The following is a 21,120-nucleotide window of genomic DNA, read 5'->3' as shown; positions in this document are numbered from 1 at the left end:
TTAGTCCTTACCTTCTTTCTGCTTTTCTTTCTCTGTTAAATACTCTTCAAAAGAAGGTGGCAGTGAGAGTGCATCATCCCATTGCGGCATGCTTGGCGTTTCTTCGTAAGGCATCAACGAGATACCTTCTTGTTGGCGCTTAAGCTGCAAGGCTCGCATGTAGTTGTACTTGCGATGACTAATAGCGTTCATTGTCGCAGCGTCACGCACGATAGTAGGCTTTAAGAACACCATCAAGTTGCGCTTACGCTTGCTGGTCGACGTGGTTTTAAACAAGTGACCCAAAATAGGAATGTCGCCCAGTAAAGGTACTTTTGACATACTTTCTTGTACGTCTTCATCAATAAGGCCACCAAGCACAATTGTGCCGCCATCATCAACGATAACGGTGGTTTTTATTTCACGTTTATTGATAGAAATATCAACCGACGTTGCACCACTTACACTTGATACCTCTTGTTCGATAAGCAGTTGAACCGCATCGCCTTCATTAATTTGCGGTGTCACTTTAAGCTTGATACCTACTTCCTGACGGTCAACGGTTTGGAATGGATTTGAGTTATTAGCACCTGTGGTGGTACCCGTGATAATAGGTACTTCCTGACCCACAATAAAGAAGGCTTCTTCGTTATCCATAGTGGTAAGGTGTGGCGTAGCAAGAATGTTTGAATTGGTATCGTTGCTTACCGCTTGAATCACTGCGCCCCAACCATCTTCAATAATACCGGCAATCATACCGTTTGCGCCGCCAAGTAGGCTGGCTAAATTAGTGAAATCACCTTCAATGGTATTGGTAGATTCAACCACTTCACCGTTGGCGGTTATATTCGTTGTGGTTACTTCTCTATCTTCTGCTTGACGCAATGCAACTGCCAATGAACCTACAGGGATAACACCGTTGTTAAACTGCGTACCACCACCTTCTTCTGATACCCATTGAACACCTAAAGTAGTGCCATCGCCTTCAAAGACTTCAACAATCACCGCTTCAACTTGCACCTGAGCACGGCGAATATCTAATTGTCTTACCACTTCTTCTAGCGAGCGCATCATATCTGGCTCTGCGGTGATAACGATAGCATTCGAGTCTTCGTGGGCATCAATGCTTACTTCGCGGCTTGAACGGCCACGACGCGTGTTACCTGTTGTACCTTGCTCTTCTGCTTGAATACTTGCTGAAACGCCCTGTAAAACCTGTACAAGATCCTCGGCTTTGGCGTAATTAAGAAATAGCACGCGCGTGTTGCCATTGGATTCAAGCTCTTGGTCCATGCGCTGAATAAGGTTTATCAAACGCTGGCGGGCTTTTATATCGCCACTGACGATAACCGAGTTTGTTCTGTCGTCGGCAACAACGCGAGGCTCAGATTTTGCGCCAGTATTGGCTTTGCCTTGTGATTTATTGATGCTGTCAATAATACGCACCATTTCTGACGCAGACGCATAGCGCAGTTTGACTATTTCAACTTCCTCATCACCCGCACGGTCAACGCGCTCGATAATTTCAACCAAACGGTTAACCACTGCCGCGCGACCTGTAAGCATCATTACATTGGATGGGTCGTGGCTAACGACATTACCACCACCGGCTTGGTCGTTTAACTGACGTAATATGGGAGATAACTCACGTACCGGAACGTTGTAAACGGGTACAACGCGGGTGATCATCTCGTCGCCGTCGCGATTAGCGCCTTCTACTACGGGAATGTTTGAGGTTTTTGCATCTTTTGAGCGCACGACTTTTAGAATGCCACTTGGCATTTCAACTACAGCAAAGTCGTAAACTTGCAACACGTTTAAGAAGAACTGGTAATACTGATCTTCATCAAGCATATCGTAACTGCGTACGCTAATTTTGCCTCGCACATTTGGGTCGACAATAATGGTACGCTCAAGATTCTTACCAACAATGTTGATAAATTCGTTGATATCCGTGTCTTTGAAATTAGGCATGTACTCAGCGGCGGTCACTGAGAAGCACATAAGCGCGGTACACATTGCCGTGCCTAAGCGAGATAATAATTGTTGGCCAGTACGCCTTTTCATTCTAACTTCCTTCATTTCCCAATCGGTCGATGGTGCGCTACGTCTTAGCTACCTTGATGTTGCGATTGTCGCTAATCTATTTCTTAGTTTTTTACGACTCAGGTAAATCTAAATAGAGCGTAGTTAAACTACCATCTCGAATAATCGTTAATTCTATCGTTTGTGCGTTACGTAACTCTGACAACGCTTCTTGCGATTGCTGCATATCTGTGAGGTCGAGCCCGTTAATTTGTGAAATCACATCACCGGCTTGAAGCCCTGCCGATTTGAACAATTCAGGCTCTTTGCCTGGGCTTACTTGATACCCAATAAGCTGGCCTTCTTCGGTCTTCGGTGAAATGGAAATAAAATCGGTAAAGCTAGCAGGGCTTTCGCGCAAGGCGGCAGTGGCTTCAAGGGCTTCTTCACTGAGCTCTCTGCTATCTTCGTCGTTATTCTCGTAGTCATCTTCAGCGCGTGGACGCTGGCGTGCAAGTTGTTCGCGGCGTCGATTAGCTTCTTCGTAGTCGATACCGTCAAGCATCAGTGTTTCGTTGCGCGCCCCGTTTCGAATAATTACGCGGTCGTTATAGACTTTTTGTAATGTGGCATTAGTGCCTTCAATTTTTTCACCCAACCCGTATACCGCTTGGCTTCCACGATTTTCTATAATTGCAGTACCTGAGTCTTGCTCAGAACTTGCAACAACCCCTGTAAGCGTAAGGTTTAAGCGCGTTTCAGGTGCATCGGTGACTTCAACGACGGCCTCTACTTTTGGGGCAGCCGCGGCGTCACCGAATAAATTAAGCTGTTGTATTTTGCGTAGGTTGACCCCATTTTGCCCTGACGGCGAAGAAACTACTGGCGTACGGGCAACAACAGGTGTCGCAGATAGCTGAGGTTCAGGTATAATTCGCCAAAGCGTTTTGGCAGCAAAAGCAATTAAATACAGGCTTAGCAGAACCACCACTAGGGTATTAAGCTGTTTTTGGTGCTGGTTCACATAAACAACCAGAGAATGTGGGTTGGGTTTGTTGAATGTCATGCTGCCACTGATGGTACTGCTTTTTATAATTAAGTGAATTTTTGGTTAACCGCGCTTTAGCGAAACCCATAATAGCCTAGTAAAGGTGGGGGTCACAACACTAAAGCCACACCATTACGAAATTATTACATGAGCCAAACGGATAGCAACAATACAACACAAAATGTCAGACTGGACAAGTGGCTGTGGGCCGCAAGGTTCTTCAAAACTCGTGCTATCGCCCGAGACATGGTGCAGTCGGGTAAAGTGCATTACAACGGACAGCGCGCCAAGCCAGGCAAGCATGTAGAGCTGGGAGCAATGATAAAAGTTCCCTCTGGCTGGGATAATCGCGAAATTAAAGTGCTAGGCTTAAGTGATAAGCGACTTAGCGCTCCGTTGGCGCAGGCACTTTATGAAGAAACACAAGAAAGTGTAACAAAACGTGAAGAAAACCAAGTGGCGCGTAAAATAAATGCGTTTCACAGTCCAAAGCCCGAGCACCGACCTGACAAAAAGCAGCGACGACAAATTATTAAATTTAAGCAGCAATAAGCGGCTGCGCAACAGGATTACTTATGAGCGACTTCGACAAATTACACCGCTTTATGTTCACCCAAGCCAACGTTCGTGGCGAATTAGTGCGCTTAAACGAAAGCTTGAAGCAAATTGTGCACAGCTACGAATACCCTGTGCAAATTCAAACGTTGCTAAGTGAAATGGCGGCGGCGACATCTTTGCTTACTGCTACGCTAAAATTTAAAGGTGAAATCTCACTGCAAATTCAAAGCAAGGGGCCGGTAAGCTATGCGGTAATTAATGCTACGCACGATCAGACTTTTCGCGGTGTAGCCCGTTGGGATGAATCACTGGCATCATTACCAGAAACCTTTTCGGAATTACTGACACAAGCTGTGCTTGTTATCACTATTACGCCAGACGAAGGCGAACGCTACCAAGGTGTTGTGGCACTTGATAAGCCGAGTTTAGCTGAGTGTATTGTGGGTTACTTTGAACAGTCAGAACAGCTTGCTACTCGTGTGCATCTAATGACTGATATGGGCAATCCTGAAGATCCGAAAGCATCTGGGGTATTACTGCAAGTACTGCCCACCGACGCTAGCGCGACTGATGTATCGCAAGCCAATGAGTTTGCGCATATTGCTAAGCTCACTGAAACACTGACAAAAGATGAAATGTTCTCTTTGACGGTAGAAGATATTCTTTATCGCTTATACCACCAAGAAGATGTAGAGATGTTTCCTGCTAAAGATGTCTCTTTTAAATGTACATGTTCAAAAGAGCGCAGTTCAGAAGCATTACGCCATGTAGAAAAAGCAGAACTACTCGCTATTGTTGAAGAAGAAGGCGCGGTGAAAATGCATTGTCAGTATTGTCATGCAGAGTATCGTTTTGACAGCATCGACATTGAAGCTATTCACAGTGGTAATTTTGGCGCATCGCCTGCTAACCAATAATACGCTGGTGTATTGCTAGTGCGTTAGTTACTGGCAACGCAAATCAGTAAAAACTGACATCAACATTGTGAGACATTGCAAGCCTATGCTTGCAGTGTTTCCTTTTCTCTCCTCTTTTCAGCGCTTCTCACTTCAAGCGTTTTTTACACTTCACATGTGGTCAACTTTTGAACACTAGTAAGCCTTTTGCTCCTCTTGTCACCCTGAACTGATCGCTAACTGAATGTACCTTTGAAAAAAATCAATAATGCTTACAACTTTTTTTGTTGTGAAATCTATCGATCAATATCACGTCATTAGTGAAAAAATTTGAATTTATATGCAAGGAAAACCCTTTCCTTGTAATTAAATTACAATATTTATGAAAGTTAAGTCTGCTAAATATTGACTATGTGATTTTAAAATGCGCCTTACCCCTTGTTTACTTTACACTCGTTGAGGTGATACTTTTTTGAAAGTGCTTTTGAAAAATTACATATAGGGTAACAGTCATGACTGCAGCAGCCTCACTTCAAACGGATCTGAAAGTAACTCCACTCACTGACCTGTCTAATGCAGAGCTTATCGAACGCGCAGTAAAGCGTGGTGAAGGCGTACTAGACAAAAACGGTGCACTTGTTGTTGAAACAGGTAAGCGTACCGGCCGTTCACCAAACGACCGATTCATTGTTAAAGAAGCCACAACAGAAAACGATATTGATTGGGGTAAGGTAAACAAGCCCTTCGATGCAGATAAATTTGACGCCCTGTGGGATCGCGTTGAGGCGTATCTTTCAACACAAGAACACTTTCTATCACACCTTCAAGTAGGCTCAGACCCAGAGCATGCGCTTTCACTAGAAGTAAGAACACAAACTGCATGGCAGCACGTGTTTGCGCGCAACCTATTTATTATTCCTGAAACGTGGAATGTAAAAGGCGACCAACCTTGGCAAATTCTTAACGTACCAGGGTTTACCTGTGAGCCAGAGCGCGACGGTACAAACAGTGACGGTACGGTCATTATTAACTTTGCCAAAAAGCGTGTTCTTATTGCGGGTATGCGCTACGCGGGTGAAATGAAAAAGGCCATGTTCTCGGTACAAAACTTCCTACTACCAGCAAAAGACGTATTGCCAATGCACTGCTCTGCTAACGTGGGTGAAGAAGGTGATGTAACCCTATTTTTTGGTTTGTCTGGTACAGGTAAAACGACCTTGTCAGCTGATCCAAAGCGTTTCTTAATTGGCGATGACGAACACGGTTGGGCACCTGGTAGTGTGTTTAACATTGAAGGTGGCTGTTACGCTAAGTGTATCGACCTGTCGCAGAAAAATGAGCCCGTAATTTGGAATGCGATTAAATTCGGTACTATCTTGGAAAACGTAGTACTTGATGACACGCGCACGCCTGACTACACAGATACCAGCCTTACGCAAAATTCACGTGCCGCATACCCACTTGAGCACATTGAAAAACGCGTAGCTGAAAACCGCGGTGGCGAACCTCGCTCTGTCGTATTTCTTACCTGTGATGTAAGTGGTGTACTTCCTCCTGTGTCTGTACTTAGCGAAGAAGCGGCTGCTTATCATTTCCTAAGCGGTTATACCGCTAAAGTAGGTTCTACGGAAATCGGGTCAACCAGCGATATCGAGTCTACCTTCTCAACATGTTTTGGTGCACCGTTCTTCCCTCGCCCTGCAGGTGTTTATGCTGAGCTACTGATCAAGCGCGTTAAAGCCTTTGGTGCAAAAGTATATTTGGTCAATACTGGCTGGACTGGTGGTCCTTACGGCACCGGTAGCCGTTTCGATATCCCTACCACTCGTGCCATTATCGACGCTATTGTTTCTGGCAAACTAGCTGATGTAGAAACGCAGCATATTGACGCATTGAACCTTGATGTACCTGTGGCTGTTGAAGGGGTTGATAGCAACTTACTCGTGCCTCAAAACACGTGGGCTGATAAAGCGAAATACGAAGAGTATGCCGCTAACTTAGTTAACGACTTTAAGCAAAATTTTGAAAAATACGACGTTAGCGACGCTATCGTTAAAGCTGGACCGGGTAACTAGTTAATCGGTTCTGCCCCTTCCCAACGTTCATCACGCTCAACGTGATCGATGTTTTGCCCGCACCGTGTTGCGGGCTTTTTTATGCGGATTGGTATTACTAGGCTTTTGAGAACTAGCTGATTTAGTGGCACCTTTAATGTTAGAGCATTGAGCTAAACCAATTTGTAGATACTGGAGTAAAGTTGATGTCGGCCTTGTACTGAAAAAGTTTGCTGTCCATATGACTATCTCTTATCCAGTATTTCTGTTTATCAATAGAGATAAGTCTTAGGGTGTAAGGCACGCCAAATGGATCTAGAGGAGCAGTTTCGATAAGTAGCGAAGTATCAAAAATACGAATCTCTCTTTGTTTGTTGTTTGGTGGTGGAGTTAATTTGTTTTGAGCATCATAAATAACTGGGATATGTAAATACACAACGCCTCGAGGGAGATTATGTTTACTGGCAACCTCAAATAACTCTTCGCGATCAAATCCCGATTGTTGGATGTCCCAACTTGAGTCAATAAACACTGTCGCTAAAGCGACGCTATTATCTCCAATATGAATAAATGCGCTAGGCTGAAATAATCTGACAAAGCAATAAAACCCAAATAAAGATGTAATGACACAAAATAACATCCATCGCATTATTTATTTCGCTTTAGATTAACTTTATTAGGTGAGGTTGGCATCGGCGCATAATCAGTTGATGGCATAACGTAGTATTCTTCCATGATTAATAGACTCCCTATTTATATATCTTTTTATATCAGCAAGTGAGCCAAAGAGATAGTCATTAATAAAGCAATTGTTGTTAACAAATTTAACATTATGAATACGTATGTTTATTTAAGTTGAGCAATGCACTGGCTATCATTCACCGTACACAAGTAGGCTTTAATTAAGTGCGGTTCGCCAATTAGGTGCGCTTCGCTATGAAGCATAAAAAAGGTTTTGAGCATGATAGACAGGAAACAGCGTATAGCACTTGCATGTGCTGGTTTGGCATTTTTCTCGGTAAATTCGGTAGCCGAAGTTCAAACAGTAACACTCGAAAAAGCAACGCTAAATATTGATACGGATACCAATGACTTCACGATAAGCGCGTTGCACAATAGTGGCTTTCAAGTAACGTATCTTACTGATGATAATGGTACGCCTTACGTAAATCTTCCGTCTATGGCACTTCCCGAGCCCGCGTTGACTGATGTTACAAACAAAACAGCTAATGATGTAGAGCTAGTTGAAACCGCGACAACCCTAACCTTAAAGCTCAACAATATTGCAGCGCATGTTGATAAGGCGACGCACGCTATCAGCTATTCTGTTAACGGCAAAATCGTCGCGAAAGAGCAAGGCGGACTAAGTATTTCCAGTAACGGCGTCAGCCTGTCGTTTGCGCTAGATGAAAACGAGAAACTTTATGGTGGCGGCCAGCGGGTTTTAGGTATGGATCGTCGTGGTCATAGCATGCCGTTGTACAACAAAGCACACTATGGCTACACCACATCGTCAAACCAAATGTACTATGGTTTGTCTGCCGTTATGTCGTCAAAACATTATAGCGTACTGTTTGATAACACCGCGTCCGGCGAGCTAGATATTGGCAAAACTAACAGCGATGAGTTGCTGTTTAAGGCGCAAGGCGGCCGCGCTAGCTACATCATGGTATTGGGTGAAAGCCTAGAAGATACGGTAACGTCTACCGTAGCAGTAACGGGAAAGCAGCCGCTTCCACCGCGTTGGCTGTTAGGTAACTTTGCGTCTCGCTTTGGTTATAAGTCTCAGCAGCAGGTCATGGATGTTGTCGACCAGTTCAATCAGCAAGATATTCCTGTAGACGCCGTCGTACTTGACCTTTATTGGTTTGGTAAAGATGTAAAAGGGCATATGGGCAATTTAAGCTGGGACACTGAGGCGTTTCCGGCACCTGAAACCATGATAGCGAGTCTTCGTGAGCAAGACGTTAAAACGGTGCTGATTACTGAGCCGTTTATACTCACTACCTCTAAACAATGGGAAAGTGCTGTTGCGGCCGATGCACTTGCTGCAAAAGACGATGGCTCGCCTTACACGTTCGATTTTTACTTCGGCAATACAGGGTTGGTTGACGTTTTCAGCGAAAAGGGACAAAACTGGTTTTGGTCGTTCTATGAAAAGCTAGCTGCACAGGGCGTTGCAGGCTGGTGGGGCGATCTTGGCGAGCCAGAAGTTCACCCTGACGATATTCAGCACATGTGGCAATCCACAAAAGTCAGCGGAGCAGAAGTGCACAATGCCTATGGCCACCAGTGGGCAAAAACCGTATACAACAACCTAACGGCGTTGCAACCCAATACACGTCCTTTTGTACTCATGCGTTCAGGGTTTCTAGGTAGTCAACGCTTTGGTATGGTGCCTTGGACAGGCGATGTAAGCCGCAGTTGGGGCGGTCTTAAACCACAGGTTGAACTTGCATTACAAATGAGTGTATTTGGTCTTGCCTATACGCATTCTGACTTAGGTGGTTTTGCCGGAGGCGACACCTTCGACCCTGAGCTTTACACGCGCTGGCTGCAATTCGGTACTTTCTCGCCAGTGTTCAGGCCTCATGCCCAAGATGCCATTGCACCTGAGCCTATTTTTCATGATGACCCCGTAAAATCTATTGCGCGTGACTTTATCAAGCTGCGTTACGCGATGTTGCCCTACAACTATTCGCTCGCATTTGAAAACGCATTGCATGGTACACCGTTGATGCGCCCACTTGCGTTGTCGTTCGATCAAGACAGATGGTTTGAAGAAGCTAGCAGTTATATGTGGGGCGACGCGTTTTTGGTTTCTGTGGTAACAGAGCCTAACCAGAGTGAATGGAAAGTGACTTTGCCAGAAGGGGTATGGTTTGACTTTTTCTCAGACACTAAATACCACGGTGATAAGGCAGGCAAGGTGGTTAACTATCCACTAACAGACGCCACGTTCCCCGTATGGGTGAAAGCGGGCAGCTTTGTGCCGATGAGTGAAAACATGTCGCGTACAGAAGACTACAACGCCAGCAAGCTTACGCTGCATTATTACCATGATATGTCGGTTGAACGTGCGCAATACCAGCTTTACGAAGATGATGGGAAAAACCCACAAACGGTGGAAAAAGGCTTATTTACCACTATCGCTTTGTCGGCTTCTACAACACGTGACGGTGAGCTTACCCTCAACATAGCCAGCGATGGTAGCTATATTGGCATGCCTAAAACCCGTGAGCTATCGTGGGTAATTCACGGCGTGACGACTAAACCGCAACACGTGCTGGTGAACGGGAAGGCAATATCAAGTGAATGGAATGAAAAAGGGAAAACGCTTTCACTTGCATTTTTGTGCGACTACCAGCAACCTGTAGAGATTAAAATCTTGTAAGCTTATCTAGTGTCATTAGACAGCAGAGGGCGCACGTGAAGCGCCCTTTTTTGTTTTCACCTTATCGTACTAATAAACATCATTTTCGGAGCGTTAATGAGCCGACTTCCCGCCACCATCGTGATATTTGCTGGGTTTTTCCTAATAGGTAAATTATTTATCTTATGGGGTATTTTGCTACCCGATATCGCGACAGACCTTGCTATGTCAGAAGTGGTCAGTGGTGCGTTATTCTCGCTTTTTTCGGTAGGTATGCTGTTTGGGGCTGTACTGGGCGGTAAATATGCCAGTCGTTTTGAATATATGCCCTTGCTTGCCAGCTTATTTGGTATGAATACGTTGTTGCTGGTTTTGGTGTCGCTGTTAACGTCTTGGCAATGGTTTCTTGTGTTGGCTGTGCTTATCGGTGTAGTCAGCTCTACTATTTTCACCATAGGTCATACGCTAATAGCCCGCATGTATGCTGAAAAGCGTTTTACCATGATGGGACTCATGGACTTCATGTTCAGCTTAGGTACGTTTGCGGCGTCGTTCTTTGTGACGTTGTTGTATTTGATGGAGGAAAGCTGGCGCTTGCCTATTCAGGTATTAGCTGGGGTGATGATGGTGTTATCGTGTTACACCTATATTGCCGCGCGTTCCCAGGCAAAGCTGTTAAAAGGTCAGCCAACAACAGCGAAAAAGACACTGACATTTGGTGTAATCATCAAACAACCAGTATTTATTTTCTTAACGCTTCTCACCTTTGGCTATGGTGCTGTCGAATTTGGTAACGCTAACTGGTTTGTAAGCTATGCGCAAAATGGGCTGGGCTTTACTGGCGAACAGTCACGTAACTTATTGGCTTGCTTTACCGCAGGTATGGTTATTAGTCGCCTTGTATTCCCATTTTTACTGCGTTTTGTATCGGTACATCGCATGATGTTATTGATGGCAACAGCGTCTCTAGCAGGGGTGTTTGCACTTAAGCTTATGCCGAGTATGTACGGCATTGGTGCAGGTAATTTACTGCTTGGATTGGGGCTTGGAGGGCTATTCCCTCTGGCACTTTCTGCTGCAATGAATATCGACAGTGACAACGGTCCTGTGCTGTCGGGTATCTGTATTATTGGTAACTCGACAGGGGTTCAGGTGGCGTCTTTTTCAACAGGATTGTGGGCAAATTTTGCGTCGCTCACCACTGCGTTTTGGGTGATCCCTCTGGGGGGCTGTATTTTATGGCTTGCAACTTACGGGTATAGCCGAAAAATTAAGTATCACCGGGCGTAGGGCGCGATAAGGTAGAGGGCAGGTATCGGCTAGTCCTTGAAAGGCGAGTAAGGCAAATAGAACTCTGCTACCAAGCCTTGGTGTGGATGATTGCGCAGCGAAACTTCGCCATCATGGGCCTCAATGATACGTCTTATGATGGCAAGTCCTAGTCCTGAGCCCGATGAGTTTCTGGCTTTATCACCCTGAGCAAATGGCATAAATACACTGTCGAGCTCTTCTTGAGGAATGCCTGGGCCAAAGTCTCTTACTTTACAATACACACGCTTTTCATGGCGGTTATAAAAGCTGCTAATGGCAATATCGTCAGAGCCATATTTAAAGGCATTTTCAATCAGGTTATCCACCACTCTCTTCATTGCTATACGACGTAAAGGCAGCGGTGGAATAGCATTGAGTTTAAGCTCTATGTGGTGCTTTTCATCCAAATGTCGTGCTTGAACTAGCTCGGCAATAATGGCATTGAGGTCGGTTTCTTGCGTGACTTCTTCAGTGTCATAACGCGCATAATCAATGAATTGGTCGATAATGGCGTTCATATCTTCAATGTCATTCACAATGCCGTCTTTTATCCAGTCTTGGTCTTCCGGCAACATTTCTGAGGCTAATCGAATTCGCGTTAGTGGTGTGCGTAAATCATGCGATATACCCGCAGTCATAATATTACGGTCGTTTTCTAGCTGTTTGATCCCTTGGTTCATGCGGTTAAATGCACGTGTCACCTGAATCATTTCAGTACTACCTTGCTCGCGAAGGGGCTTGGGATGTTCACCTTTACCTACCGAAATAGCCGCTTTCTGGAGTGCTTGCAAAGGACGCGTCATACGCCTTACAAACAACCAGCCGCCTGCAACACTTAGAATACCGATAACCATTAAGTACATGGTAAGTGGCGATATATTTGCTTCGTTTAAACCTGAAATAGGAATAGAAATCCAGGTTTCTGGATAGCGCGTTAGCGAGATCCATACAATATAAGGCGCGCTATCATCACTGGCTTGGGTAGTGGTGCTAATGCGAACATCAGCAAGTTGGTTTAACTGTTTACTGACCTGCGATGACATAAAACCATAGTAAACGGCACTTTCTAAACCATTTTGGCGTGCGGCACTTTCATCAAGTACTAATACCCGGGTTTTCTCAAAATACTCGTCACGGGTTTCTTGGTTTGTGACCAGCAAGTCATTCGCTAAAACAGACTTTACTTGCGTGGCCAGTAAGCTGTTAATTTGTTGATAACTTGGCTGAATAAAATAGTAGGTAACAGAGATATAAGACACAATTTGGTTAATAAGCAGCAGCACGCCTATTAGCATGACGGTTTGTCCAAACGCACTTTTCGGTATTAAGCGCATAGCAAACCTTTTATTATTAATTTGCGGTGCGAGGTATTACACCGCATGGTGCTGCACAACAAGGTCATGTTATTTATTCATGGTTAGGCTGCGAGTACTTACACTTGCTCGCCATCAGGCACAAAAACGTAGCCCAATCCCCATACCGTTTGAATATAACGCGGATTAGCGGGATCGGCTTCTAACATTCTACGAAGACGTGACACCTGCACATCAATGCTTCGCTCTAGCGCGCTGTAATCACGCCCACGTGCTAAGTTCATCAGTTTATCTCGAGATAGCGGTTCTCTAGGGTGTGTGACTAGCGATTTTAGTACTGCAAATTCGCCGCTGGTGAGCGTTAATGGTTTGTCGCCTGCGGTCATTTCTCGCGTTGCAAGATTAAGCTTATAATCACCAAACTCAATAATTTGTACGTCTTTTGACGGTGCCCCCGGCGCTTCACTGCTTCGGCGACGCAATACTGCTTTAGCGCGCGCTAACAACTCGCGAGGGTTAAACGGTTTCGGTAGGTAGTCGTCAGCGCCCATCTCAAGACCAATGATACGATCAACTTCGTCACCTTTGGCGGTTAGCATGATAATTGGCATGTCATTTTCTTGTTGGCGCAAACGACGGCAAATAGACAAGCCGTCTTCACCTGGCAGCATAAGATCAAGCACCATCAAATGAAAATTCTCGCGCTCCAGCAGTCTGTCCATTTGCTCCGCATTGGCTGCACTGCGTACCTGATAACCTTGTTCAAGCAAATAGCGCTCTAATAAGCTACGCAGACGCATATCATCATCGACGACAAGAATTTTTGAGGTTTCCTGACCCATACTCATACCTTTATTGCTATTTTTCTTTCACTATAACCACAAGGCGCGAAATACAAAAGCACCAAAACGTAAAACCTCTGGTGTGATTGTTACAAATAGTGTCTATAGTGGGAAAACAAGCAGTTATAAGGGAATAACTGCTTGTAAAAGCTACCGAAGGCTTAAAAGGTCACCACGTTAAGCGCCTTTGTATCGGCCTTTCCTGCTAAAGTATCTAAATAGAGCTTCACCATGGCGTCAGTGCCTGCACACGAATGCTCGTAAAAGGTGGTATCAATTTTGTGAGCAAAGCCTTGCCACGCTTTCGCATATTTGGCGAGAAACAACTCGTGTCCCCACTCGCCCTGACGCAATTTTACTCGCGCTGGCGCAAAAAATATCTCTGCATCTAACGCCTTCGGGTTAGGTTTTTCTGAGGCTTGCCAGTCGGTTGCACCAATGAGCGTGACCTTGCTTAAGTTGTCACCTAACACCTCAGTAAGGTTATTAATCAAGGTGCCATTGGCTGCAAAATCCAATAACCAGTAGCGGTCATTGCTATCTAACGTTGCTAAGTCGTCATAGCTCACTACGTCATCATAACAACCCGTGGCCTTTACCATGTCAACATTGCCCACAGAAGTCAGCCCTACAACACGGTAGGTTGCGCCACGGTTCGCTTTCTGATCTTTCAACAACTGCGCGGTTCCAAGAGCCGTTTTACTAGAGGCACTGGACAGTAACAACGATTCACCTTGCGATACATCATCAACAAAGTCATCTAACACAAACGAGGTCATGTACAGGGGGCGAAAATTCAGCTGCCATGTTTCTCTTTGCGGATTGTAGCCGGGGTCATTGGCACAGCGAAGATATTGATCATACACAGGGCTGATACTTTTGCGTTGTTCGTGAATGTCTGAAAAGCCATGAGACGCTACTTTGCCAGCCTTAATTACCCAGTGGCTTGCCATAGGAAGGTAACCAAACACTTTCTCACCTTCGTGAATATCAGGATGGTTCGAGGCTTTAACTGTTGCAAACCCCCACACAGGAACAATACCGAAGCCAGTTTCTTGCGTGGGAAAAAAGCCCCAATAGCCCATTTTGAAACCAAGTGCGGCATAGGTGATGTTATTGGCAGAAAAGCCAAAGCTATCAGTTTCTAGCAACACTTCGTCAGGCTGAAGCGCATTCATATCAAGAGGTACACTAACTACTTTGGTATCGTCAAGCGACTGTTGATTTACCCAAATTTGTTGACTGGTGATAGTGGTCATAAAGCTGCCATTTGTCAGGTTCGTTTTCCTTAGACTGACTCAGCTTTCAAACAATTGCGACTTTCAGTTGTAAATATATTGTTATAGAAACGGTGTATGGAAGAAAATCAGCTCACTACATAAAAAGCACTCACAAACACTCAATATGACTTTTGGCACATGTTCGTCTTACACGCGCTGGTTATCCTCACAGTCACAGGTTTTATTAGTGAGTAACAACAATGATGAAAACATTTCTAATCCTTTTCTGTCTATTTTTATCGGCCTCAGCTATCGCTAAGGCAAAGGTATCCTACACAGAAATAGATTTCATAAACCCCACTACACAACAGCCGCTTAAAATTTCTCTCTGGTATCCCGCAGGTGAGGAATGTGGCAATGCCACTGTTTGTTTAGCTGATAATACAATACAGAGTCAGGCGATATTATTGTCCCATGGAGCAATGGGGTCAGCGCGAGAATTAAATTGGATTGGATATGCTACTGCGTCACAAGGGTTTGTCACAGTCGGAATAAATCATTTTGGAGAATCTTGGGCCTATGGAACAGACACAATCGACCCTCACGTTGCTTCAAAGATATGGCAACGGGCCAGTGAAGTATCAGTTGCAGTAGACCTGCTTGAAAGCAATAGAACCAACGACCAAGTAAATCTCGATTTATTTAACCTTAAGATTAACTGGCAAAATATTACAGCAATAGGTTTCTCTTCAGGCGGTTCAACTGTCATCACTCTAGCAGGTGGCAGATACGCGCCTAAGCAAGGAGTAAAATATTGCTCTTCATCACGTTCTGACGGGGATTTAGGGTGCCAATACGTGAAAAATTCTTCGCATCAAACAATATCAATAGAAGGTGCAAAAGACGATTACCGAGACACTCGGATTAACAAAGTTATCGCGTTGGATCCTGCTGCAGGCCCCATGACAACAGAAACAAGCTTATCAAGCATTGCTATACCGGTGCTAATAATTGGTGCCAAGCAAAACGACTTCTTACCTTTCGCGAACCATGCACAATATTATGCTTCTACAATTCCCAATGCAGCCTTATATACACTAGAAAATGGTGCAGGACATTTCGTATTTATTGATAAATGTCAGCACAACTTCAAAGCAATGGGTATTGAATTGTGCAGAGACGCGCAAGGCGTTGACCGCGAAAAAATTCACCAACAACTCTACCCTACGCTGTTCCAGTTTATTTATACCGGGCGCTAATCTTCGCTATCACATCCTCGGGAAGGATGCTGTTAGTATTTGTGGCAGTTAGCGCGACAAGTGTGCTTTATTGGTCTGCGCTGAGCCAATCCATTTGATGACCAGCGCGACGCTTTTTATTAAGAATATCTTCTAGCAATGGGGTTAATATCAGCTCCATTGCTAAGCCCATTTTTCCGCCCGGCACGACCAGCGTATTAATGCGTGACATAAAGGCGCCATCAATCATTTTAAGCAGGTAAGGGTAGTCGACGTTTTTCATTTCACGTCTAAAACGCACCACGACAAAACTTTCATCCTGTGTAGGTATTTCGCGCGCACTGAAGGGGTTTGATGTATCAACGGTGGGTACACGTTGAAAATTAACGTGGGTACGCGAGAATTGCGGGGTTATGTAGTGAAAATAGTCATCCAAACCACGCACAATACTACTCATAACAGCTTCACGTGAGTGTCCGCGGTCAGTGGTGTCACGCACAATTTTTTGGATCCACTCTAGATTTACAATGGGTACCATGCCTACCAGAAGATCAACATGCTTAGCGACATCATTTTCTTCGGTTTTTACGCCGCCGTGTAGACCTTCATAAAACAGTAAGTCGGTGTTTTGCGGTAGGTCTTGCCATGGGGTAAATGTGCCCGGCATTTGGTTAAACGGTACAGCCTCATCAAATGTGTGTAAGTACTGTCTAAATTGACCAGAGCCAGAGCTGCCATATTCACGAAATAGCGTTTCTAATAGCTCAAAATCATTGGCTTTAGGACCAAAGTAACTAATATGCCTACCTTGTTCTTGCGCTTTGCGAATTTCGACTTCCATTTCTGGACGCGTAAAGCGATGAAAACTGTCACCACCGACAATAGCGGCATTCACACTTAAATTTCTAAAAATGTGTCTAATGGCATTGGTCGTGGTAGTGGTACCCGCACCAGAAGAACCTGTTATAGCAATAATAGGGTGTTTGACAGACATAGGAGTTCTTTTGAGAAATGACAGTTACTAGTTATAAGCTGATGTGCGTGAAGAATCAAGGGGCATGGTGGTCACTATGTGGTTCATCTGACCCAGTATTTTCTGCGACTTTATGATGATGCTGCAACAATCGCATGATGAGGTGCGCTTCTTCTTCGTCGAGATCAAGTAACTCTCTAACTCGCTCAATATGGTGCATATCATGCGCACTTAACATGCCATCATCCAAAGCGGTGCGAACAGTATCTTTAAAGCGATCGCGTTTTAACTGCATTTGCGATGTGTAGCTTGAAGACAATATGCCTGCGGGAAGCGCGTAAAAACAAATGCCCATGATGGTGATAAAGCCGCCAAAAATTTTACCTAATGCAGTAACGGGCACAGCGTCACCATAACCTACAGTCGTTAGCGTTACTAACGCCCACCACAGCGAGGCGGGTATGCTACTAAAGACCTCTGGCTGGGCATGATGTTCAATATAATAAATACAGGTTGCGGCAATCACGGTGAATAGCAGCAGCACGCTGATTGCGGCTAACAAACTATGGGATTCATTTCGAATAACAGTGACCAGCGTTTGCATAGAGCGCGAATAGCGTCCAATCTTGAGTATCCGCAACACCCTAAAGACACGCAGTATGCGCAAGTCAAAAGCAATAAATACACTGAGATAAAACGGCAGTATGGCCATGAGATCGATGATGGCCATCGGGCTTTTCATATACTGCCAACGCCTTTTCCACACACTTTTATGTACAAGCTCTGTATTGCCATGGACGGGCGCGGCAGCGCTACTGTAAACCCGTAAAGCGTATTCAATGGTAAACAATATTACTGACACAATTTCGATAAGGTGCAGTTCGTAAGACCACACTTTCGCCACCTGCGGGACGGTTTCTAACATCATGGCTGCTACATTAATAAGTACAAGTAGTATGAGTACCCAGTCGAAGACTTTGCTCATCGCCTTGTGTTCACGGGCATCGCTGGAGGCGGTAAGAATGTTGTAGCAAGTGGTCTGAAGTGACATAAAAAATTTGGCGTATGGATACGTGTTTATTACTCTACCAATAATTAGGTAGCAAGCCAAAACAGATACTTGGCAAAAGGATAACGCAATGACTTTGAAAAAAATGCTCGCGGTTGCGGCTCTAGGGTGTGCCATCGGCGCGCAGGCCAACGAGGCGGGCTATACACAACAAGCGCCTACTATTGATGGGGTGGCGCATGAGAGTGCATGGCAGACGGCACCATGGTACGACATGACCTCAGTAATGATAGGTGAAACACCTTCCTCAAATGACTTTTCGGGGCGTTATAAACTATTGTGGAATAAGAACGCCCTGTATCTGTTGGCAGAGATTCAAGATGACCATTTATCTGATACTTATGCAGACCCGCTAGAGCGCTATTGGGATGATGACTGTTTAGAAATTTTCATTGATGCTGACCGCTCTGGTGGCGATCATCTCAATACTTATAATGCTTTTGCTTATCACGTCGCGCTTGATAATCAGGTGGTTGATATTGGGCCGGCAAAAGGTGAAGAATCTAAGCCACGTTTATTTAATGATCACGTAGAAAGTGTATGGAAACGCAGTGCTAAAAAGCCACACCATATCATCTGGGAAACCGCCATTCGTGTGTTCGGTGATGACTTTCAGTACGGTGAAGTCAACACGCCAGTAGCATTGAAAGCGGGTATGAAGATGGGCTTTATGTTGGCTTATTGTGACGCAGATGGTGGCGACCGAGAGCACTTCGTGGGTTCGCATGAGATTACCCCTGTCAACGGCGATAAGAACCTTGGTTACAAAGATGCCTCGGTATTTGGAGAGCTAACACTTCTAGCCAAGTAAAAACTAGCCAGGTAATAAAAACGCGGCATAAAAGCCGCGTTTTTTGTGTAAGCAATGTGCGTTTATAAAACGTTACGTTACGCTACTTTGTTTCAGGCCTCAGCTTCACGTGCAATGGCGCGATAAGCAATGTCATTGCGGTAATACACGTCTTTAAAATGAATGGTTTTCAGTAGCTCGTAGGCTTTTTGCTGGGCCTCGGTAACGTTATTGCCCAACGCGGTTGCACATAAAACACGGCCGCCAGCTGTGACTACCTTGCCGTCTTGAAGTGCAGTACCTGCATGGAATACTTTACCGTCTAGCTTCGCAGCGGCGTCAAAGCCAGTAATTTCGTCGCCTTTATCATAGCTGCCCGGATATCCTCCAGCGGCAAGCACAACGCCAACGGCTGCACGGTCGTCAAATGCAATAGTTTTGCCCGCTAGTTCACCTTTACACGCCGCTTGGCAAAGTGGGACCAAATCAGACTGAAGACGCAACATGATAGGTTGTGTTTCAGGGTCGCCAAAACGACAGTTATACTCAATAACTTTTGGCGTGCCATCTGCCATAATCATCAAGCCTGCGTATAAGAAACCTACGTAATCGTTACCTTCAGACGCCATGCCGTTAACCGTTGGCATGATCACTTCATCCATAATACGGTTGTGAATCTCTGGTGTGACTACCGGAGCCGGAGAGTATGCGCCCATACCGCCCGTATTGGGGCCCTTATCGCCGTCTGCTGCACGTTTGTGATCTTGGCTGGTGGCAAAAGGCAGTACGTTTTTACCGTCTACCATTACGATGAAAGAGGCTTCTTCACCGTCTAAGAATTCTTCAATAACAACGCGACTACCAGCTTCGCCAAACGCATTACCTGCTAGCATGTCGCGAATAGCGTCTTCGGCTTCTTGAAGTGTCATTGCAACAATAACACCTTTACCCGCCGCCAGACCGTCTGCCTTGACTACGATAGGCGCGCCTTTTTCTCGCACGTAGGCAATAGCTGGGTCAATTTCAGTAAAGTTTTGATACTCTGCCGTTGGAATGTTGTGGCGAGCCAAGAAGTCTTTTGTGAACGCTTTTGAGCCTTCAAGCTGTGCTGCCGCTTGTGTAGGACCAAAAATCATTAGTCCTTCATTCGTGAACGCGTCAACAACACCTGCAACCAGCGGTGCTTCTGGACCAACAATAGTCAGTTCAACGTCATTACCTTTTGCAAAAGACACAAGGCCAGCAATGTCATTAACATCAATCGCCACATTCTCTAGCTTTGGCTCTGTTGCAGTACCAGCATTACCCGGTGCAACAAAGACAGTTGAAACATCAGAAGACTGCGCTGCTTTATAAGCTAGCGCATGCTCGCGGCCACCACCGCCAATTACAAGTACGTTCATTAACTGTTCCGTTATATGTTTATGGTTTTACAAATTTAAGTGTCATTCTATTGCTCTCGCCAATGGCAAGATACTTTTCACGATCTTGGTCGTCTAGTGCTAAACGCGGCGGCAATGTCCACACACCTTTAGGGTGATTGGCATTATCCATCGGGTTTGCATTTACGTCGCTGCTTTCTGCCAGCTTAAAGCCCGCTTTTTCTGCTGCTGCAATCACGTAAGAACGCTTCATATAGCCGCTCTTTTTCATCGCTTCGTCATCGGCGCTTTCCGGTAGTTCATGCTCAACTACACCTAACACACCGCCTGGCTTTAGCGCTTTAAAGAAAGCACCAAATGCATTGTCGATGCCTTCATCGCCATGACGCATGTACCAGTTATGCACGTTGCGGAAAGTAAGCACCATATCAGCGCTGCCGGCTTCGGTAATATCCAGTGCTTTAATTGGATCGAACGCGGTTAGTTCTGCACCTTCATACTTCATACCGGGTTTCATTTGCGACTCAAACTTCATTACCGCATTTTTGAAATAGTCGCCAGTTGATTCATCAACGAAGAAGTGAGCCGCCACATATTTGCCGTTATCCTTCACTACCTTAGTAATGATATCAGCATACCAGCCACCACCGGGTGAAATCTCTACCACAGTCATGTCAGGCTGTAAGCCGAAGAAACGCAGTGTTTGCTGCGGGTTGCGGTACTCGTCACGCGCTTTTGCTTTGGCAGTACGTACATCGCTCATCGCTGCGTCTGAAATGGCGTCTGCTGAGGCATAACCAGCAGACATACCAAGCGTTGCGGCTAACACTAATTGGGCTAACTTCTTCATTATTATTTCCTTTTCTGTCGAGGGTATTGTCAATTGTGATAACAGTATTACTACAATGTACTGTATGACAGATCAAGCCTACCAGTTAACCATGACAGTCATTCGACATCCCAACAGAATAATTCGTAGCTTTGTCGCTTAAGGTAGCCCGAGGTAGAGGGCGTATTTATCCCTCTACCTCGAGTGTTTTCATCATTGA

17 protein-coding genes are annotated in these 21,120 nt (G+C 45.2%); 7 read left to right on the top strand and 10 right to left on the bottom strand.

What is annotated here, in order from left to right; translation table 11 throughout:
- Together gspD and gspC are read right to left on the bottom strand one after the other, a co-directional pair.
- Window positions 1-2,046 carry a type II secretion system secretin GspD gene (gene gspD / locus JN178_RS19345; RefSeq protein ID WP_202262909.1) on the bottom strand — a complete coding sequence of 682 codons (2,046 nt, stop codon included), beginning with the start codon at window positions 2,044-2,046 and terminating at the stop codon, window positions 1-3.
- A gap of 91 nt (window positions 2,047-2,137) precedes the next feature.
- Window positions 2,138-3,070, bottom strand: coding sequence for a type II secretion system protein GspC (gspC, locus tag JN178_RS19340; RefSeq protein WP_202262908.1), 933 nt, complete (start codon window positions 3,068-3,070; stop codon window positions 2,138-2,140).
- 129 nt (window positions 3,071-3,199) lie between these two features.
- On the opposite strand from gspC, the gene hslR reads away from it, so the two are divergent.
- The 3 genes from hslR (at window position 3,200) to JN178_RS19325 (ending at window position 6,581) form a co-directional block, all read left to right on the top strand.
- The gene (gene hslR, locus JN178_RS19335) at window positions 3,200-3,604 is read left to right on the top strand and encodes a ribosome-associated heat shock protein Hsp15 (RefSeq protein WP_159625586.1); all 405 of its coding nucleotides are present in this window, start codon (window positions 3,200-3,202) and stop codon (window positions 3,602-3,604) included.
- A gap of 23 nt (window positions 3,605-3,627) precedes the next feature.
- Window positions 3,628-4,527, top strand: a complete 900-nt coding sequence (gene hslO / locus JN178_RS19330) for an Hsp33 family molecular chaperone HslO (RefSeq protein ID WP_159625588.1) — start codon at window positions 3,628-3,630, stop codon at window positions 4,525-4,527.
- Between the two features lie 491 nt (window positions 4,528-5,018).
- The gene (locus JN178_RS19325; protein ID WP_202262907.1) at window positions 5,019-6,581 is read left to right on the top strand and encodes a phosphoenolpyruvate carboxykinase; all 1,563 of its coding nucleotides are present in this window, start codon (window positions 5,019-5,021) and stop codon (window positions 6,579-6,581) included.
- Window positions 6,582-6,720: 139 nt separating this feature from the next.
- On the opposite strand, the gene JN178_RS19320 is transcribed toward JN178_RS19325, so the two are convergent.
- On the bottom strand, window positions 6,721-7,209 hold the full coding sequence (locus tag JN178_RS19320; RefSeq protein ID WP_202262906.1) for a hypothetical protein: 489 nt from the start codon (window positions 7,207-7,209) through the stop codon (window positions 6,721-6,723).
- Between the two features lie 312 nt (window positions 7,210-7,521).
- Between JN178_RS19320 and JN178_RS19315 the strand changes: the two genes are divergently transcribed.
- Together JN178_RS19315 and JN178_RS19310 are read left to right on the top strand one after the other, a co-directional pair.
- Window positions 7,522-9,954 carry a TIM-barrel domain-containing protein gene (locus JN178_RS19315; RefSeq protein ID WP_202262905.1) on the top strand — a complete coding sequence of 811 codons (2,433 nt, stop codon included), beginning with the start codon at window positions 7,522-7,524 and terminating at the stop codon, window positions 9,952-9,954.
- 96 nt (window positions 9,955-10,050) lie between these two features.
- Window positions 10,051-11,223 carry an MFS transporter gene (locus tag JN178_RS19310; RefSeq protein WP_159625594.1) on the top strand — a complete coding sequence of 391 codons (1,173 nt, stop codon included), beginning with the start codon at window positions 10,051-10,053 and terminating at the stop codon, window positions 11,221-11,223.
- Between the two features lie 29 nt (window positions 11,224-11,252).
- On the opposite strand, the gene envZ is transcribed toward JN178_RS19310, so the two are convergent.
- The 3 genes from envZ to JN178_RS19295 form a co-directional block, all read right to left on the bottom strand.
- Window positions 11,253-12,578 carry a two-component system sensor histidine kinase EnvZ gene (gene envZ / locus JN178_RS19305; protein ID WP_159625595.1) on the bottom strand — a complete coding sequence of 442 codons (1,326 nt, stop codon included), beginning with the start codon at window positions 12,576-12,578 and terminating at the stop codon, window positions 11,253-11,255.
- Between the two features lie 98 nt (window positions 12,579-12,676).
- Window positions 12,677-13,399, bottom strand: a complete 723-nt coding sequence (gene ompR, locus JN178_RS19300; RefSeq protein WP_226431811.1) for an osmolarity response regulator transcription factor OmpR — start codon at window positions 13,397-13,399, stop codon at window positions 12,677-12,679.
- A gap of 161 nt (window positions 13,400-13,560) precedes the next feature.
- Window positions 13,561-14,658 carry a DUF2855 family protein gene (locus tag JN178_RS19295; RefSeq protein WP_202262904.1) on the bottom strand — a complete coding sequence of 366 codons (1,098 nt, stop codon included), beginning with the start codon at window positions 14,656-14,658 and terminating at the stop codon, window positions 13,561-13,563.
- 221 nt (window positions 14,659-14,879) lie between these two features.
- On the opposite strand from JN178_RS19295, the gene JN178_RS19290 reads away from it, so the two are divergent.
- Window positions 14,880-15,878 (top strand): alpha/beta hydrolase family protein, encoded by a 999-nt coding sequence (locus JN178_RS19290; RefSeq protein ID WP_202262903.1) that lies wholly within the window; start codon window positions 14,880-14,882, stop codon window positions 15,876-15,878.
- Between the two features lie 67 nt (window positions 15,879-15,945).
- Here the strand turns inward: JN178_RS19290 and JN178_RS19285 are convergent, their stop codons facing one another.
- Together JN178_RS19285 and JN178_RS19280 are read right to left on the bottom strand one after the other, a co-directional pair.
- Window positions 15,946-16,851, bottom strand: coding sequence for a phosphoribulokinase (locus tag JN178_RS19285; protein WP_202262902.1), 906 nt, complete (start codon window positions 16,849-16,851; stop codon window positions 15,946-15,948).
- Window positions 16,852-16,906: 55 nt separating this feature from the next.
- Window positions 16,907-17,881: an ion transporter gene (locus JN178_RS19280; RefSeq protein ID WP_202262901.1), complete on the bottom strand. Its 975-nt coding sequence runs from the start codon at window positions 17,879-17,881 to the stop codon at window positions 16,907-16,909.
- Window positions 17,882-17,969: 88 nt separating this feature from the next.
- Between JN178_RS19280 and JN178_RS19275 the strand changes: the two genes are divergently transcribed.
- Window positions 17,970-18,710: a CBM9 family sugar-binding protein gene (locus JN178_RS19275; protein WP_202262900.1), complete on the top strand. Its 741-nt coding sequence runs from the start codon at window positions 17,970-17,972 to the stop codon at window positions 18,708-18,710.
- A gap of 92 nt (window positions 18,711-18,802) precedes the next feature.
- Here the strand turns inward: JN178_RS19275 and purD are convergent, their stop codons facing one another.
- Window positions 18,803-20,092 (bottom strand): phosphoribosylamine--glycine ligase, encoded by a 1,290-nt coding sequence (gene purD / locus JN178_RS19270; protein ID WP_202262899.1) that lies wholly within the window; start codon window positions 20,090-20,092, stop codon window positions 18,803-18,805.
- 19 nt (window positions 20,093-20,111) lie between these two features.
- Window positions 20,112-20,921, bottom strand: coding sequence for a class I SAM-dependent methyltransferase (locus JN178_RS19265; RefSeq protein ID WP_202262898.1), 810 nt, complete (start codon window positions 20,919-20,921; stop codon window positions 20,112-20,114).
- Between the last annotated feature and the right edge of the window lie 199 nt (window positions 20,922-21,120).

It is taken from the genome of Alteromonas sp. KC3, from assembly GCF_016756315.1.
GTDB lineage: Bacteria > Pseudomonadota > Gammaproteobacteria > Enterobacterales > Alteromonadaceae > Alteromonas.
Note: the sequence above shows the minus strand (reverse complement) of the source record. Positions and strands in the feature narration are given on the sequence as shown.

Excerpts from the sequence above, each read along its gene's own strand:
- gspD (WP_202262909.1), bottom strand. The coding sequence starts at position 2,046 with ATGAAAAGGCGTACTGGCCAACAATTATTATCTCGCTTAGGCACGGCA.
- gspC (WP_202262908.1), bottom strand. The coding sequence starts at position 3,070 with ATGACATTCAACAAACCCAACCCACATTCTCTGGTTGTTTATGTGAAC.
- hslR (WP_159625586.1), top strand. The coding sequence starts at position 3,200 with ATGAGCCAAACGGATAGCAACAATACAACACAAAATGTCAGACTGGAC.
- hslO (WP_159625588.1), top strand. The coding sequence starts at position 3,628 with ATGAGCGACTTCGACAAATTACACCGCTTTATGTTCACCCAAGCCAAC.
- JN178_RS19325 (WP_202262907.1), top strand. The coding sequence starts at position 5,019 with ATGACTGCAGCAGCCTCACTTCAAACGGATCTGAAAGTAACTCCACTC.
- JN178_RS19320 (WP_202262906.1), bottom strand. The coding sequence starts at position 7,209 with ATGCGATGGATGTTATTTTGTGTCATTACATCTTTATTTGGGTTTTAT.
- JN178_RS19315 (WP_202262905.1), top strand. The coding sequence starts at position 7,522 with ATGATAGACAGGAAACAGCGTATAGCACTTGCATGTGCTGGTTTGGCA.
- JN178_RS19310 (WP_159625594.1), top strand. The coding sequence starts at position 10,051 with ATGAGCCGACTTCCCGCCACCATCGTGATATTTGCTGGGTTTTTCCTA.
- envZ (WP_159625595.1), bottom strand. The coding sequence starts at position 12,578 with ATGCGCTTAATACCGAAAAGTGCGTTTGGACAAACCGTCATGCTAATA.
- ompR (WP_226431811.1), bottom strand. The coding sequence starts at position 13,399 with ATGGGTCAGGAAACCTCAAAAATTCTTGTCGTCGATGATGATATGCGT.
- JN178_RS19295 (WP_202262904.1), bottom strand. The coding sequence starts at position 14,658 with ATGACCACTATCACCAGTCAACAAATTTGGGTAAATCAACAGTCGCTT.
- JN178_RS19290 (WP_202262903.1), top strand. The coding sequence starts at position 14,880 with ATGATGAAAACATTTCTAATCCTTTTCTGTCTATTTTTATCGGCCTCA.
- JN178_RS19285 (WP_202262902.1), bottom strand. The coding sequence starts at position 16,851 with ATGTCTGTCAAACACCCTATTATTGCTATAACAGGTTCTTCTGGTGCG.
- JN178_RS19280 (WP_202262901.1), bottom strand. The coding sequence starts at position 17,881 with ATGTCACTTCAGACCACTTGCTACAACATTCTTACCGCCTCCAGCGAT.
- JN178_RS19275 (WP_202262900.1), top strand. The coding sequence starts at position 17,970 with ATGACTTTGAAAAAAATGCTCGCGGTTGCGGCTCTAGGGTGTGCCATC.
- purD (WP_202262899.1), bottom strand. The coding sequence starts at position 20,092 with ATGAACGTACTTGTAATTGGCGGTGGTGGCCGCGAGCATGCGCTAGCT.
- JN178_RS19265 (WP_202262898.1), bottom strand. The coding sequence starts at position 20,921 with ATGAAGAAGTTAGCCCAATTAGTGTTAGCCGCAACGCTTGGTATGTCT.